This window comes from uncultured Methanobrevibacter sp. (assembly GCF_902769175.1).
GTDB lineage: Archaea > Methanobacteriota > Methanobacteria > Methanobacteriales > Methanobacteriaceae > Methanobrevibacter.
This window is the reverse complement of record NZ_CACXNW010000003.1, coordinates 1-18,078: the sequence shown is the minus strand read 5'-3', so window position 1 is coordinate 18,078 and position 18,078 is coordinate 1. Positions and strand designations below refer to the sequence as shown.

At 32.3% G+C, this 18,078-nt stretch carries 9 protein-coding genes; 3 read left to right on the top strand and 6 right to left on the bottom strand.

Annotated elements, in window-relative coordinates; all coding sequences use genetic code 11:
- The first annotated feature begins 5 nt into the window (after positions 1 to 5).
- The 3 genes from QZV12_RS01265 to QZV12_RS01255 all read left to right on the top strand — a co-directional run bounded on the left by QZV12_RS01265 (position 6) and on the right by QZV12_RS01255 (position 12,471).
- Positions 6 to 8,747 (top strand): non-ribosomal peptide synthetase, encoded by an 8,742-nt coding sequence (locus tag QZV12_RS01265; RefSeq protein WP_295615973.1) that lies wholly within the window; start codon positions 6 to 8, stop codon positions 8,745 to 8,747.
- 62 nt (positions 8,748 to 8,809) lie between these two features.
- Positions 8,810 to 9,460 (top strand): phosphopantetheine-binding protein, encoded by a 651-nt coding sequence (locus QZV12_RS01260; RefSeq protein ID WP_366925517.1) that lies wholly within the window; start codon positions 8,810 to 8,812, stop codon positions 9,458 to 9,460.
- An 86-nt stretch (positions 9,461 to 9,546) separates the two neighbouring features.
- Complete coding sequence (locus tag QZV12_RS01255; protein ID WP_295615970.1) at positions 9,547 to 12,471, top strand: condensation domain-containing protein; 2,925 nt, start codon at positions 9,547 to 9,549, stop codon at positions 12,469 to 12,471.
- 28 nt (positions 12,472 to 12,499) lie between these two features.
- Here QZV12_RS01255 and QZV12_RS01250 read toward each other — a convergent pair whose 3' ends face one another.
- From QZV12_RS01250 to QZV12_RS01225, 6 genes are all read right to left on the bottom strand, one after another.
- On the bottom strand, positions 12,500 to 13,183 hold the full coding sequence (locus tag QZV12_RS01250; protein ID WP_295615967.1) for a uracil-DNA glycosylase: 684 nt from the start codon (positions 13,181 to 13,183) through the stop codon (positions 12,500 to 12,502).
- Positions 13,184 to 13,391: 208 nt separating this feature from the next.
- A complete protein-coding gene (locus tag QZV12_RS01245; RefSeq protein ID WP_295615964.1) occupies positions 13,392 to 14,129 on the bottom strand; it encodes a flavodoxin family protein in 738 nt (245 codons plus the stop codon).
- 149 nt (positions 14,130 to 14,278) lie between these two features.
- Positions 14,279 to 15,661 (bottom strand): GNAT family N-acetyltransferase, encoded by a 1,383-nt coding sequence (locus QZV12_RS01240; protein ID WP_295615961.1) that lies wholly within the window; start codon positions 15,659 to 15,661, stop codon positions 14,279 to 14,281.
- A 396-nt stretch (positions 15,662 to 16,057) separates the two neighbouring features.
- A complete protein-coding gene (locus tag QZV12_RS01235) occupies positions 16,058 to 16,231 on the bottom strand; it encodes a hypothetical protein (RefSeq protein ID WP_295615958.1) in 174 nt (57 codons plus the stop codon).
- A 24-nt stretch (positions 16,232 to 16,255) separates the two neighbouring features.
- Positions 16,256 to 17,143, bottom strand: a complete 888-nt coding sequence (locus QZV12_RS01230; RefSeq protein ID WP_295615955.1) for an MATE family efflux transporter — start codon at positions 17,141 to 17,143, stop codon at positions 16,256 to 16,258.
- Between the two features lie 60 nt (positions 17,144 to 17,203).
- Positions 17,204 to 17,809, bottom strand: a complete 606-nt coding sequence (locus QZV12_RS01225) for an MATE family efflux transporter (RefSeq protein ID WP_295615952.1) — start codon at positions 17,807 to 17,809, stop codon at positions 17,204 to 17,206.
- Positions 17,810 to 18,078 lie beyond the last annotated feature (269 nt).

Here is an 18,078-nt window from a genome sequence, read left to right as displayed (position 1 = left end):
ATACCTTGATTGATGTTTGCGGTCCTACAGAAGCATTTGAACACGTAGTTTCCATTAAAAATTCCGAAAAGATAGATTCTTCCGCAATAGGACATTTGAATTACAACACAAAAGCTTATGTTTTAGATGATGAAGGTAGACGTGTGCCGATAGGTGCAGTTGGAGAATTATATTTGTCTGGCTATCAGATAGCTGAAGGGTATCTAAACAATGAAGAAAAAACAAAAGGTGCCTTCTTATTGAATCCCTTTGATAATGGTAAAGGATATGATGTGCTATACCGTACCGGTGATATGGTGAGGATTTTGCCTGATGGTTCAATCGCCATTATCGGTCGTCGTGACAGCCAAGTGAAGATTATGGGAAATCGTGTAGAGCTATCTGAAGTTGAGTCTGTCATTCGCGAATCAAATTACATAAAGGATGTGACTGTTCAAACAGTTAGGAATAATGGCAAACATGAATTGGTGGCTTATGTTGTCAGCAATATTGAGGTAGACAATCTTGATGAGATAATCAGGAAATATGTCAGTATCTCTAAGCCAAACTATATGGTTCCTTCATATGTCATTGAGGTGGATTCCATCCCATTAAACATTAACGGCAAAGTTGATAAGAACAGTTTGCCTGATGTGGATTTAAGTGGTTTTCATGCAGATTATGTTGCTCCAAAAACCAAAAGGGAAAAGATTATAGTCAATGCCTTTGAAAAGGTCTTGAATCAGGAAAAAATTAGTTTATATGATGATTTCATACGTTTAGGTGGAGATTCCGTTTCTGCCATTCGTGTCTTATCCCTTCTTCAAAAAGAAGGCATTACATGTAATGCAAGAGACATAATCAATTATCAGACTCCATTTTCAATTGCCCAAAATATCCAGGAAATCAAGCATGTTTCTTATGATGAAACAGAAGGGGAAGTTGATTTGCTCCCTATTCAAAGTTACTTCTTTGATAAGGTCAATGCCAATGAATATTCCCAGGAATACATTTTAAAATCAAATTTTAAATTGGATAAGGACATTCTTCAAAAGGCTTTTGATGGCGTGTCCAAAACCCATGATATGTTAAGGGCAACTTATAGGCATGATGATGGATGCAAGCCAATCCAGGAAATACTTCCAGCTGATACTCGAGTTTGTGAAATTAATGAGATTCATATGGAAGATGGTGATTTGAAAAGGGAAATAGGAAAAATCATTTTCGAATCCAATGCTTCACTTGACATTAACGAATCATTAATAAAAGTTAATTTGCTGCATCACAAGAGAGAATCTTACCTAATTTTCGTTATTCACCATTTGATTATAGATGGAGTTAGCTGGAGTATTTTAATTGATGATCTGACATATTTATATGCCCTATTTTTAGAAAATGAAGATGCTAATTTAGTAAAGCCTTACCCATATAAGTCATGGGTTGAAGATGTGAAAAATTTGGCTTCAAATATTTCAGAAAGTGAAAAGAAGCATTGGCTTGAAATAAATAGTCGTTTAAACGATTCAAAAATTAAGGGTAAAGTCCAAATTTTCGGTTTTAATATTGAATCATCATTTGATGCAAATAACCTATTGATGATGAGGGAAGAGGAATACCTTGCTTTAGGCATTGCCCGCGCATATAAGAAAACCTATGGTGAAGATATCATTTTTAATAAGGAGTCTTATGGTAGGGATGAAAGTTTAGCAGATGTCAATAGGACTATCGGCTGGTTTACAAGCCAATTCCCTGTGCCTGTTAATGTAAACAATGGATATGACAGTATTTCCATAGTGAATGATGTCTATAGCCTTAAGAATGCATTTAAGGATGTTGAACATTTAGGGCTAAATTATGGCTCTCTCATTTATGGCAGCAATGAATTGGAATTTAAGTCTTGTCCTGTGACTTTAAACTTCTTAAGCGATGAGTTTGTTTACAGAAATGAGATTTTCGAATCCCTTGATGTGTATCTCACTTCAAATGATAATCTTGATATGAGTATGTATGAATCAACAACATATGGAATTAGTTTAAAGATTTCCCGTGTCGGAAACAATTATGTCATTGTTGGGAATTATGCTAAAGACACATACTTAGGGGATAAATTTGAAGAGTTCATTGCAAATATGAAAAATGAGTTAGAGTTTTTAGGCAATTACTCATTGGAAAAGGAAAACATTGTATCTTGCTTGTCTGAAACCCAATTAGCTATTTATTTAGATGAAAAGGTTCGTGATATGGGTACTGCATACTCTACTGCAGGCATTTACAAGTGTCCTCTGGATAAGTCTGTTGATGAGATTAGGGAAGTCATTGACGAATTGATCAATAGGCACCCTATATTAAAAGGTCGCATTGTTGAGGATGAAAATCTTCTTTTGGTATGTGATAGCTATCCATTGATTGAATTTAGAGATGCTGATAATTATCGAGACTTGATTGCACCATTTAATTTAGATGAATATTTGGCACGTTTCTATATAATATGCAATGGGGATGAAAAGTCCATATTATTTGATATTCACCATATAATCAGTGATGGTACCAATAGGCATTTGATTCACAGGGAATTAGATAATATTTTTGAAGGCAATATGGATTATAGCATTGATTTGGGATTTGTTTATGAAAGCAATAATTCCTTTGAGGCACAATATAAGGATATTTATAAGGAGGGGCATGATTTTTTCAATAGAAACCTTTCGGATATTGATGATGTGTCTCCATTGCCATATGATTACTTGGGAATGGAAAATCGTATAATGCTTCCGATTCGTGGCATTAAAAATAAAATTAGAGGATTTTGCCATAAAAAGGGAATCACAGTAAACACTTTTTTCAATTCAGTCTTTGCTTACACTTATTCTCGCTTCACAGGTGATGATAAGGTTTTCTACACATATACTCAACATGGACGTTATGAGCCTTATGCTCAAAAGGCTTTTGGAATGTTTGCTCGAACAGTTCCAATAATTGTCGATTGCAGCAGCAGTTCTGTAGATGATTTTTTAGAAAGGACTTCAGAGCTGATTTTAGATTCAATGAGATATAGCGTTTATCCTTTTAGGTTGCTTGCTAATGAATATGATTTAAATCTTAATGGGGCATTTGAATATAACTACAATTTAAATGATGTAAGTGATGTTGGAGATGAATTGATTATAGAGAATCTGGAAATTAATTTAATCTCTGACTTTATATGTGTGGTAAATGATTTGGATGATGGATATCTACTCAGAATAGATTCGGATGAAAAATATTCAAATGAACTGATAATCAGATTTTTAAACGTATTTAAGGAAATTCTAATCCAAATTTCAGATAAGGAAAATTTATCAGATATTGATTATATTTCAGAGGAAGATCTAAATCTTTTGGATAGCTATAATCAAACAGAGCATCCATTGGAATATGAGGATATAATGGATGCATTTAATGATAATTTGGCTAAGTATCCAAGCAATAAGTTGGTATCATTTAAGGATAAGGCTTATACATATGCTGATGTGGCTTTTATAGTGGATAAAATCGCTAATGAATTAAGCGAATTAGGTGTAAAACAAAATGATGCAGTTGCATTCTTAACTGAAAGGTCTGAATGGTATCTCTTTGATGCCTTAGCTATATTATCATTAGGTGCAGTTTATGTTCCTCTTGATACAAGCCATCCTGATGAACGGATTGAGTTCATATTAGAGGATACTGAAGTTAAGGTTCTAATCGTAAGCGATAGTGCCTATGAACGGGCAAAAAGCATCTCGGATGATTTGGTTATTTTAAATGAATCTCATATTGCTGAGAATCTTAAATCTTTATCTTCTTTAGGTGTTGGTTCTGGTTCTGGTGTTGTTGGTGGTATTGATAGTTTATCTTCTTTAGGTGTTGGTTCTGGTTCTGGTGTTGTTGGTGGTTTATCTTCTTTAGATGTAACTTATAATGATTTGGCATGTATTTTATACACTAGTGGTACTACTGGTGTTCCTAAAGGGGTTAAAATTACTAGAAAATCCATTTTGAATATTTCCACATACCCTTCAGACTATTATAACTTAACAGAATCTGATGTATATGGTCTATTTGCATCAATAGGCTTTGATGTTGCAATAAAGTGTATGTTTGCTCCAATATGCTGTGGTGCAGCACTAGACATCATACCAGATGACGTTAAGCTGGATATGTATAGATTAAACAATCATCTAATTGAACATGAAGTTACATTTGCAGATCTTCCAACACAAGTTGCAAAACTATTCATAAGCCAAGTGGAAAACAATACTCTAAAATACCTATTCACAGGAGGAGAAAAGTTAGGGGAAATCAACATATCCTCCAATTACCATTTCATTGATTCATATGGTCCTACAGAAGCTTGCGTTGATGTAAGCTGCATTGAAAAAGCGGATAAGATCGATGCCTCTTCAATTGGGCATTTGATATACAATACCAAAGCATATGTATTGGACAACAATATGAATCCGGTCCCTATTGGTGCAGCAGGTGAGTTATACTTGGCAGGTTATCAGATTGCTCAAGGCTACTTGAACCGTGATGATGAAAATGCAAAGGCATTCATTGAAAATCCATTTGATGTGGATGGGGATTACAATAGATTATACTGTACTGGGGATATTGTTCGTATATTGGCTGACGGTTCCTTGGGAATTATCGGCCGTCGTGACAGTCAAGTAAAAATCAGAGGAAACCGTGTAGAACTATTGGAAGTGGAAGAAGTTATTCGTGAGATAGATTATATTAGTGATGTTACTGTTCAAACAATAAGAAATCATGGAAATTATGAGCTTGTTGCATATCTAGTCACATCAGAGCCGATTGATAATCTTAGGGAACGGGTTTGGGATTATGTCAGCGAATGCAAACCAGATTATATGGTCCCTTCACACATTGTCTCCTTGGATAAGATTCCATTAAATGTCAATGGTAAAGTTGACCGATATGCACTGCCTGAAATCGATTTGAATAGCTTGCGCAGTGATTATGCAGCTCCAACAAATAAAAATGAAAGGAAGATAGTGAAATCATTTGAAAGGGTTTTCAATCAGGAAGGCATAGGAATATATGATGACTTTGTTCGCCTTGGAGGAGATTCCATTTCAGTTATTCGTCTTATAGCTTTACTTCAGAAAGAAGGAATAACTTGCACTCCGCGAGATATCTTGACTTATAAAACACCATATTCAATAGCTAAAAACATTAGGGATGTAGAACAGGTTATTTATAATGAAGTTGAAGGAAAAGTGGAATTGCACCCAATTCAAGGATTTTTCTTTGATAATATAAACAAGAATCAATATTCTCAGGAATTTATTTTAAAGTCTGCAATTGACTTTGATTTGGAAGATTTGCAAAAAGCATTTGATGAGCTGTCCAATCTTCATGATATGCTAATGGCAGTATATAGGCGAGAAAACGGAAAAGTTATTCAGGAAATATTACCTCTAAATACACGTGTTTGTGAAATCGAAGAGAACACTATTGATGATTTTGTAAATGATTTGGGAAGAATTATTTTTAAGTCATTTAATAGTCTTGACATTGAAAAAGAGCTAATAAAAATCAATTTAGTACATTACAATGATGAATCTTATCTGATTTTTGTTATACATCATTTAATCATTGATGGAGTGAGCTGGAGTATTTTGATAGATGATTTGTCACATATTTACAATCTCATTAAGGAAAGTTCAGAAATCGATATCCTAAGGCCTTATCCATATAAGCTATGGGTTGAGGATATTAAGGAATTGTCTTCAAAGATTTCTGAAAATGAGAGGAAGCATTGGATAGAACTGGATAAGATGTGGGATGATTCCTTAATCAAAGGCAAATCAAATGTTTTTGCTTTGAATATCAAAGGAGATTTCAGGATTGATAATCAATTAAGATTAACAGAAGAGGAATATTTAGGTTTGGCTATTGCTAGAGCCTATAAGAAGACTTATGGCAAGGATATCATATTCAATAGGGAATCACATGGTCGTGATGAGAATATAGCTGATGTTTCAAGAACAGTGGGATGGTTTACAAGCCAATTCTCAGTTAATGTTGAAGTTAACTGTCAATATGATGGCATTTCATTGGTTAATGATGTATGTACCTTAAAGAATGCATTTAAAAATCTTAATCATTTAGGCTTGAATTATGGATCTTTAGTTTATATCCTTAATGAATTGGAATATAAGCATTGTCCAGTGACATTTAATTTTTTAAGCAATGAATTTGTATTTAAAAATGATATTTTCCAAACCATTAATGATTATTTATCATCTAAGGATGAAATTAAAATAGGAAACTTCGATTCCATTTCATATGGAATCACCTTGAATGTTTCACGCTTGGAGGATAAGTACATATTCAATGGAGATTATCCTGAAGACACATATCTTGCTTGGAAATTTGAAGACTTTGTTGGAAACATTGAATATGAACTTGAATTCATAGGCCAATATGAATTTAAGGAAATTATTTGCCCATTGTCCGAATCTCAATTAGGGCTTTACTTAGATGAAAAGGTAAATGATAAGGGCACTGCATATTCTGCTTCTGGAATTTATAAATGTGAATCCAACAGTTCAATGGAGGAAATGGAAAATGCCATTCATTGCCTTATCAAAAAGCATCCAATCTTAAAGAGCAGGATTGTTGATGGAGAAATTCCTCTTGTGGTATGTGATTCTTATCCTTCAATTGAAATAGTCGAAACTGATGATTATTCATCACTTATCAAGCCTTTTGACTTGGATAAGTCCTTAGCTAGATTTTTCATAGCTGCAAATGATGATGGAAAGTTCATATTTTATGATATGCACCATATCATCAATGACGCGACAACTGGAATGCTGATTTTAAAGGAACTGGATGAGATATTTAATGGCGAATTTGATGATACTATTGATTTAGGCTTTGCCATTGAAAGCTTTTACTCATTTGAATCCAAATTTGATCCATCCTATGAAAGGGCACATGATTTCCATGCTAAAAACCTTTCAGATATTGATGAGGTAAATTCCATATTGTTTGATGGTGGAGGTAGTGAAAATCGTATTATGCTTCCTATTCATGGCATTAAAAATCCTGTTGAAGAATTTTGCCATAGCACTGGAATCACCATAGGCAACTTCCTAAATGCAACTTTTGCATATACCTGTTCCAGATTTGCAGCTAGTGACAAAGTATTTTACACATACACTCAGCATGGGCGCAATGAACCCCATTCTCAAAATGCTGTAGGAATGTTTGTCCGCACAATTCCAATAATTGTTGATTGCAGCAATGATTCTGTTAAAGACTATCTCAACAATGTTTCCGATTTGATTATCGACTCAATGAAACATAGTGTTTATCCTTACAGATTGCTTGCCAATGAATTTAATTTACATATGGATCTTGCATTTGAGTATAACTACAATTTAAATGATGTTTCTGACATTGGCGATGAGTTGGTGATTGAAGATATGGGCATGGATTTGATTTCAGACTTTCTATGTGTTGTAAATGATCTGGATGACGGCTATTTAATCAGAATAGATTCATGTGACAAATATTCTGATGAGCTTGTTATAAGATTTTTAGAAAGCTTTAGGGCAATCATAATCCAAATTTTAGAAAAGGAAAACTTATCCGAGATTGATTATATTTCAGATAGGGACTTAAAACTGTTGGATAGTTATAATCAGACAGAATATGATTTGAAATATGAAGACATTTTAGATGCATTCAATGACCATCTTAGCAAGCATCCTGAAAGTGAGCTTGTCAAATTTAGTGAGCATTCTGATGGTGGGCTTGTCAAATTTAGTGAGCATTCTGATGGTGAGTTTGTCAAATTTAGTGAGCATTCTGATGGTGAGCTTGTCAAATATGATGATATTTCATTGTCCTATGGTGAAGGGGCTTTTATTGCAGAAAAAATAGCCAAACAATTGGTTGAGTTAAAGGTAAAAAAACAGAATGCCATAGCATTTTTAGTTGAAAGGTCTCAGTGGTACTTATTGCTTGCTTTGGGAATAATGTCAATTGGGGCAGTTTATGTTCCTTTAGATGAAGCCCTTCCAGATGAGAGAATAAAATTCATATTAAATGATTCAGAGGTTAAAGTGCTCATTGTCAGTGACATCACTTATGAGAGGGCTGCTAATCTAATAAATGATGATATCATTCTTTTAAATATTTCAGATATTAAGGGGAATATTGGCTCTTTATCAAGCCTGCCTATTGTTTATGGGGATGTGGCTTGCATTTTATACACTAGCGGTACCACTGGCATTCCAAAAGGAGTTAAAGTCACTAGAAAATCCCTCCTTAATATTTCACAATATTATGAAGACACTTATGGCATTGGCAATGATGATGTTTATGGATTGTATGCTGCAATCGGTTTTGATGCAGGAACACTAGCTATAGGCCAATCCATCTATTCAGGATCCTGTCTATCAGTTATCCCTGAAAACATTAAGCTAAATGTCCATGAATTAAACGATTACCTAATTAAACAAGGGGTCACCCATACTATGATGACCACTCAATTAGGAAAGCTTTTCATGGAAAATGTTGAAAATGATTCATTAAAGGTTTTGCTTGTAGGAGGTGAAAAATTAGGGGAATATGATAACACTAATAATTATCAGTTAGTTGATGGATTCGGACCTACAGAGACATTTTCATTTGTAACATCTATAGACAATTCAGATAAGATAGACCCATCATCAATAGGTAAGCTAAATTACAACACTAAGCTTATGTCATAGATAAGGAATTAAGGCGTGTCCCAATTGGGGCAGTAGGGGAATTATGCATATCTGGATATCAAGTGGCTGCAGGCTATTTGAATCGTGAAGATGAAAACATAAAGTCATTCATTAGCAATCCATTTGACAATAATGAAGAATACAGTTTATTGTATCGCACTGGAGATCTGGTGAGAGTATTGTCAGATGGTTCATTTGCATTTGTTGGCCGTCAAGATAGCCAAGTAAAAATCAGGGGAAATCGTGTTGAACTGTCTCAAGTTGAAAAGATTATTCGTGAAATAGATTATGTGGAAGATGTTACAGTTCAAACTATCAAAAATGGAAGCAATAATGAATTGGTTGCCTATGTGGTAAGTGGTAAAGCTGGAGATTTAAAAGATTCAATATGTGAGTATATTGCAGAATCTAAACCTGATTATATGGTTCCTTCATTTGTAATTAAATTAGATGAAATTCCATTAACCATTAATGCCAAAGTCAATAGGCAAGCTTTGCCTAAAGTAGACATAAATGCTTTGCGTACAGATTATGTTCCACCAAGCACTGAAAATGAAAGGGCAATTGTGGATGCATTTAATATAGTGTTTAATCAAAAGGACATTGGATTAAATGATGACTTTATGCGTTTGGGTGGTGATTCTATATCGTCTATTCGTATTATTTCATTGTTTCAAAAAATAATATCTTTTGCACTGCTAAGGATATATTAGATTATAAAACTCCATATTTAATAGCTCAAAACATATCCGAAAGTAATAAGGTATCCTATGATGCTGTTGAAGGTAGCATTGATTTATTGCCTATTCAAAAATTCTTCTTTGAAGAAATAAATGCAAATGACTTTACACAAGAGTTTGTCTTAAAGGCAAATAAGAAATTGGACATTAATGTTTTGCAGAAATCCTTTGATAAGTTAACCAATATTCATGATATGTTAAGGGCAAGTTATTCAATAGGAAAATCTACAATTCAAGAAATCAAACCATCAGATAGTGATGTGGATGGTTTGGATGTTGTTGGGGAGTTTAGGTCAGTTGATGTGGATGGTTTGGATGTTGTTGGGGAGTTTAGGTCTGTTGATGTGAATGGTTTGGATGTTATTCAGGAGATTAGGCCTGTTGATGCTCAAATATCTAAAATAAATGAAATTGAAATCAATGATGGCTTTGAAGAAAATATTTCAGAAATCATTAGCAAATCCAAAATGTCAATAGATTTAAAGGATAGTCTGATTAAAGTCAATCTCCTTCATTATAATGATGAATCATATCTCATAATGGTTATTCATCATTTAATTATTGATGGAGTGAGTTGGAGTATTTTGATAGATGATCTAACTCACATCTATAATTCCATGGAAAAAGATATGGAAATTGATATTTTAAGGCCATATCCTTACAAATCATGGGTTTGCGATGTTAAGAAATTAGCTGAAAATATTTCCGTTGAGGAAAAGGAACATTGGATTGAAGTAAATAATATGCTGGATGATTCATTAATAAAAGGAGATTCAAAAAGCTTTAACTTTAATGTTGATGTTCAGTTTAATCTAGATAATTTATTAGGATTATCTGAAGAAGAGTATTGGGCATTTGCTATAGCTAGAGCATATAAAAATACTTTTAATCAAGATATAATTTTCAATCGTGAGTCTTATGGTCGTGATGAAAGTTTAGCAGATGTTTCACATACTATAGCATGGTTTACTAGCCAGTACCCTGTTAAGGTAAATGTCAATGCCGAATATGACAATGTCTCTTTAGTTAAGGATGTTTATAAATTAAAAACTGCACTTAAGAGCATCAAACATTTAGGATTGAATTACCAATCATTAATTTATGAGTCAAATGAATTGGATTATAGGCATTGTCCAGTTTCATTCAACTTCTTAAGCACAGAATTTACATTTAAAAATGAAATGTTTGAATCTATAGGTGAAAATCTGGCATTGGACCTTAAAAAGGACCAAGTTGCTTATGGAATTACCTTCAACATATCTCGTTTAAATGACTCCTACTTAATTGATGGAATTTATGCCCAAGACACATATCTTGGGGATGGATTTAGCGAATTCATTCGAAATATCAAATATGAATTGGAATTTTTAGGCAATTATAAGTTTGAAGACGCTTTGGTTTATCAAATGTCAGAAGCGGAATTAGGCGTTTATTTAGATGAAATATTGTATGATAGAGGGCTTGCCTATGCAACTCCAACTATCCTTTCTTGTGGTGAAAAGTCATTTGAGGAAATAGAAAATGCCATTTTCAGATTTATTGACAAGTATCCTATTTTAAAGGGAAGAGTACTTGAGAGCCCGGATATTCCTTTGATAATATGCGGTTCCTACCCATTGATTGATAGGGCAGATGAAATTGACTATTCGAAACTTGTAAAACCATTTGATTTGACAAAATACCTTGCTCGTTTCTATATAATAGATGATGATGGGGAAAAGTCAATATTTGTTGATGTTCATCATTTAATCAATGATGCTACAAGTGCAAAAGTTCTTTTAAAAGGACTAGAAGAGTCCCTTAATGGAGAATTGGATGAAACAATTGATTTAGGTTTTCTATATAATAGTTGGGACTCATTTGAGGTTCAATTTGAAAACATTTATCAGGAAGCATATGAATTCTATAAGAAAAATCTTTCCAATATTGGAGATTCAAAGCCATTATTGGAAGATATTGGAGGTTCAGGAGCAAGCGTCTGTCTTCCAATCAGAGGCATAAGGAAAGAATTTGAAGAGTTTGCTCAGGAATGTAGAATCACTCCAGGTATCTTGTTGCATGCAATATTTGCATATGCATTATCCAGAGTTACTGGAAGCGATACATCATTCTTCTCTTTCATTGAAAATGGTCGTCAGGAATCATATGTTCTCCAATCCTTTGACTCATTTGCTCGCACAGTACCGATTGTCATTGACTGCAGCAATAAACCTATAAGGGAATATTTGACTGATGTTTCAAACTTGCTTATAGATTCTATGAAATATTCTGTTTATCCTTATAGTTTATTATCCAATGAATTTAATCTAAATAGGGATATAATGTTTGCATACCTTTACGATTTAAATGATTTGCCAGAAATAGGTGATGAAATGTTCTTTGAAGATAAAAGAGACCTATTCTGCGAATTGTTCTGTGTTATAAATGATTTAGAAGATGGATATCTGGTTAATGTTGATTATTCAGATAAATATTCAAGAGAGAATATCATACGATTTGTAAATGTGATTAAAGAAATATTTATTCAGATATTGTATAAAGAGGAGCTTGATGATATTGATTATGGTCCTTTTGATATTTTAGAGGGAAAAATTAAAGTTTCTGAAGATGTATCTGATACGGAAGGTAATGTTTCTGGTATTTTATCTGAATGTACAGATGCTATAATTGAAAAGGATGGGGTTTCTGGTATTTTATCTGAATATCCTGATTCTAGAAATGAAAATGGTGCTATCTCTGATAGTTTATCTGAATGCGCAGATGCTAGAAATGAAAGTGAAAAAGTAGTAGTTGAGGTATTCGAAGAGATATTTAATCAGAAAATTGGCATTCATGATGATTTCATTCACTTAGGCGGTGATTCATTAACTGCTCTTGGAATAAAATTAAAATTAGCTGAAAGATCTATTTATGTAGATGTTAAAGATATTTTTAAAGGAAGAACTCCTTATAAAATATCTCAATTCATAGCTAAATTAGTTTGAAAAGGATGCATATATTGGTTTTATGAAATTAAATCAATTTTTGCTGTATATTTTGGATTTGCCAATCAATTTCCTTTTGATTATTTTCCTTTAGGAATTCATTAGCTAATCTAAAATGATTGCATCCAAAGAATCCTCTTCTTGCTGAGAATGGTGAAGGGTGTGAGGATATAAGGACTAAATGATTAGGATTTGTAATCAATTCCTTTTTAAGTTCTGCCTGCTTTCCCCATAGCAGGAATACGATTGGATGATTTTCTTCATTCAATATTTTGATTACATTGTCTGTAAAGGTCTGCCATCCGCATTTGCTGTGAGAGTTTGCATTTCCCTCTTCAACAGTAAGCACAGTATTGAGCAAAAACACTCCTTGCTTTGCCCATGATTCAAGGCATCCGGAATCTGGAATTGGATATCCGTATTCTGATTGGATTTCCTTAAATATGTTTTTCAAGGATCTTGGTATTGGATGGCCTTCTGGAGTTGAGAATGCAAGTCCATGAGCCTGTCCTTCTTCGTGATAAGGGTCTTGGCCTAAGATGACCACTTTCACATTGTCAATTGGGCATAACTTAAAGGCGTTGAAGATATCTTCATATGGGGGATAGATTGTTTTGGTTTTATATTCCTCGTCTACAAATTCCCTTATCCTTATGAAGTATTCCTTTTTAAATTCTTCCTCTAAAACATTATCCCAACTGTTTCCAATCATATAATCACTTGTTTTATTATATTGTTAAATCATGATTTTTTTAAATGCATTTGATATTTTTATTGTTAAGCATTGTTTTTTTTTTTTTTTTTTTTTTTTTTTTTTTTTTTTTTTTTTTTTTTTTTTAATTGCAATTGATATTTTTAGTCATTATTCAATAAATCTATCATGTTATTTGTTTTCATTGATTGCAATGTATGGATTATTTTTATTTTATAACTTTATTGAGGATAAAATACATTATCTTCCCAAAGCACTTTTTAATGAATCCTAATTTTACATTTGGAGCAAATTCATAGTTTACTAAACCAGTCCTTTCCCAATATTCCTTATCTTTTTTCATTGATTCGCTTTTTGGAGTAATAGTTCTCCAAACATTGTAAAATATTATATCTCCAAATTTTGGAGAATGTAGCTTTTTGCTGCTAACATCCTTGTGGAATTTTTGGGAGACCTTGTTTATCTCTTCAATGCTGATGTCTTCATTTCCACCAAATGCATAAGTTATTTGATATATTTTATTGAATCCCCAATGCCTTAAGGTTTCATCAATGTAGTTTGCTACCTTTTTCTGACCAGCTCCTGCTGTAGATACGACAACCAATGCCTTCTTGTCAAAGAATTCTGGCCTATGGTATATGTAGGCTGTATGGTCAAATAAGTTTTTAAGCAATGCAGTCACATTCATTGCATATACTGGACAAGCTATTATCAAACCGTCACAATCTCTTATTTTTTCAATAATCTGATTGATTTGTTCATAGTGGGGACAGTTTTCCTCTCCTTCCATAATGCACTTAAAGCAGCCATTGCATAGAGGTATCTTTTCCTTCATCAATTGGATTTCTTCAAATTCTGCATCTTCTCCTAAATTGCTTTTAGCCTGTTTTACCATGCTCCATGTATTTTTCTTTCTTGGAGATCCATTTATTATCAGATATTTCATTTTCACACCCTTTTAATCTTTTGCTCTTTTTTAATTAATTATTTTATAATTTTAATTGCCGACCTTTTTTAGTTCTTAGTATTCTAATTGTATAGTCTTTATTATAATTCTAATTATCCTCAAATTCTAATTGTAGTTTAGACCTTTTTTTAAAATTCCAATTGTCCTTCAAGGACCTTCTTTTCCTTATATTCAAAGTTTTTATCAAACTCCTCTATCTGATTTTCATCAACATCAAAGACTTTTGGATTGTAGAATATTCCCTTATCATAATCAATATTCTTGAAATTCTTTTCAAAGACCTTTATCATGAAGAAGGAATTTTCATCATTGGTATCTGTTCCTTCCAAGAAAAACTTGTATTTGGAAGCGCTTTCAAATCCAAATCTTCTGTAATAATCTTCATCACCTATTACAAAAACAAAGGGAATGTTCTTTTCTTGAACAAGCCTTAAAGTGAATTTGATTAATTTTGACCCATATCCTTGGTTTTGACAATCATTTTTTATAGCTAATGGGCCAAGAACAGTGGCCTTTTGGCTTCCTTCATTTAGCTTGATTTCCACTCCATACCTATTTTCCTTATAAAGGTTCAATTGTCCATTGGAATAGTTTATATGTCCAAGAATATCGTCATTTTCCTCTATTACATATGCCAAGTCTTTTATAAAGCTTGAATCATTTCTTAGATTGTGCACAATATAATGTTCATAAGCTCCTGGCCGATAAACATTCCAAAATGCATCCCTTACCAGATTTTCCACTTTTGAATAGTCTCTTTCCTCTTCCAATCTAATGGTTTTATCAGACATTTCTTCTTCTGATTTAATGTTTTTATCAAGTGTTTCCTCTTCTAATTTAGTGCTTTCAGATGATTCATTTTCTTTTAGATAATGGCTGTCATTATTTTCCCTATCTGTCTTTACAGAATTAAAGATAATTTTCATATGGTTTGTTGTTCTTCTTTCGAAATCCTTAAGGAATTTTTCATCATCTTCCGGATAATTTATTATGAAATGCTCGTATAATAGGAATAATCCATAATAGTAAAATGATTCTGCAAGCTGCTTGATGTCAGCATCCCTTTTTATGAAGTTCTTTTCCTTCATCAATTCAAATATCTCTTTCCATCCATCAATTGCATATTCTATAATCGCTTTCTTTACAAAATTCTTTATTTTTTCATTATGATATGATTCAACTAAGAAAATTCTTGTAATTTTCATCATTTTCTCTTCAGAGAGTTTTGATATGAATCGATTGCTCCCTTCCTTGTAGAATTGGTCAAAATCCCTTTCTAATTTATCCCCAGATTGCATTATAGGTGCTTCTTCTTTAAGCATTTCATTAATGTAATAGCTTAATATCGATTCCAAAATAAGTTCCTTGCTTTGGTAATGGTTATATATGGAGCTTTCCTTTATTCCTACTTCCTTAGCTATTTGTCGTATGGAAACTCCATCGTATCCATTTTGTGAGAATAAATCAATAGAAACTTCAAATATCCTTTCTTTTGTATTCTTTTTAGCCATATTCTCCTCTTAATGGTTTTATTTAAATGAAATTTTTATTAAACTAACACTTGTTAGTTAAATTCATATTATATTATGAAAAAATCAGTATATAAAACTAACGATTGTTAATATATTTTTTAAAACAGCAGTTTTTATTTATAATTTTTGTAAAAATAGAATAAAAAGTAGATCAATAAAAGATTTTTTTTTTTTTAAAAAAGAAGATAGGATTAAAAACAGCTTAAATTTATGCAGATGAGAAAATAAAAGAAAATGGATTAAAAATAGAAAAAATTAAAATTAAGGCTTAATTTATCAAATAAGAGAATAAAAAAGTAAAAAAGAAAATAAATTAATATTTACTTCTTAAAAATGATATATGTTTTATTGAATCTGAGGATTTCATCATAATATTTACTTCTTAAATATGATATATGTTTTATTGAATCCGAGGATTTCATCATAATCAAATTTACAGTTTAATTTGGTTAATTCTGTGAAATTGTCTGATTTCATTGTGTTCTCATTTGAATAAGGATTATATAGTATTCCCTCATTGGTCAATACAATATAAAGATAATCATCCACTGTCCTTATTGTGAAATCTATATCCTATAGGTCCTCATCATGTTTAAAGATATCCTTGCTTAATTCCCTAAGGCATTTTCTAATGAGTGTAGCATTCTCTCCAAAAGCATTTCCAATGTAGTTCATTCTTTGATGGGTTTCATCATTTATATAATCATCAGCATGTCCCATCATATCTCTATTTAATGTAAATGTGATTAGATTTGAATTTTGAAGCATGAAGAATCTGTGTATAATATCCTTATATTTGTACTGTTGTCTAACTACGTAAATAACATAAACCAATACTGGGAGACATTCTGCTATTAATATGGAAATCCAAATTCCTATTCCACCAACAAGTCTTGTCAATATTAATGCACCGCCAACTGCAAAGACGAATTCCTCTAAAAATGTGATTATGGAGGAAATTCTGTTCTGTTCAATTGCTTGGGTGTAATTTGCCATCAGGTAAGACATGCAACGGCCCACTAATGAAAATGAAGTAATACGTATAGCTAAACAAATCACTTCGCTGTAATAGGGGTCAACAATATTGAATAATGTCAACAATATTTCCGGGTAAATAAAGAATATTATGCTCACTGGCAAAGAGATAAGAAGCACATGTTTCAATGAACGTGAAATGATATATTGCACCGCTTCAAAATCCCGCTCTTTATGCAGTACCTCTACAATTGGAGACATGGTTTTCATGATTCCAGACAGGAATATGTAAACAAAGGTTTCACTATTGTCATAAACTAAAAATGCCAAAAGCCCTGCTACACCTAAATAGCTTGAACATAAATAGGTCAATAAGCCCATTTTAGATGCAAAGAATATTGTTCCAATAACCTCTGGAGTATTGAGTACGATTTCCTTTAATGAAATTAAAATCTCTTTAATCTTGAATTTTGCAAGTGAAATCAATTTATAGGAAGCATTCTTTCTAAACAGGTATGTGGTAATGTAAATTGCACCAACAAGATATCATATTACAGATGCTAAAGCAGTGTAGGCAATTCCCATGTGGAAGACCGTAAGGAAGACCAAATCGAAAATGATGTTTACGATATTTGCTATCAATACTGCATAAAATGGCATTTTTGGGAATCCGTCTCCACGAATGAAGAATGAAATAACCAAAATGTAACAATTCAATGGATAATAGAACATCAGCATCAATAGATATTCCTTACTTATATTAAAGATCTGTTGAGGTGTATTGAAAAACATCAGTATATTGTCAACGAAAAGAAAGATACACAAAACATATAATAAGGTAAATGCCAATATTCCAACAATCGAAAGGGTGAAATAATAATTCACTTTCTCATGCTGCAGCTGTGATTGGGCCCTAAGCGCTAATAAGTTTCCTCCTTGACCAAATAGAATATAGAAAATACCGGTAAGGTAAGTCATTGGAGACGCTAAATTAACTACTGATAATTGTACAGGTCCCAATAGAAAACCTATGATAATAACGTCAATTACTGCACATTCCTTTTCAGACATTACCATAAAGAATGTTGGCAATAGCAGCTCGTTATATTTGTTTGTTAAAAATGTATATTTCCTTTCCAATTTTGCATCCATGGATTACACCTTATAAATTATACTCCTATAAGATTATTCAATATATTAATATTTAATTTAATTATTAAAAAAATTTTTCATTATCTTTTTATCTCTCCCTATTTTCCATATTTAAACAATTAAGATTTATTTTTCAGTTTTTTTTATTAATTTAATAATTTTTTTTCAATATTTGAGGGTGTGTCACGATTATGACCATCAGTCACTTTTTTTCTTAACTTATTTTCCTTTAAATTTATATACAATGAAGTACAATCTATTATTATAGA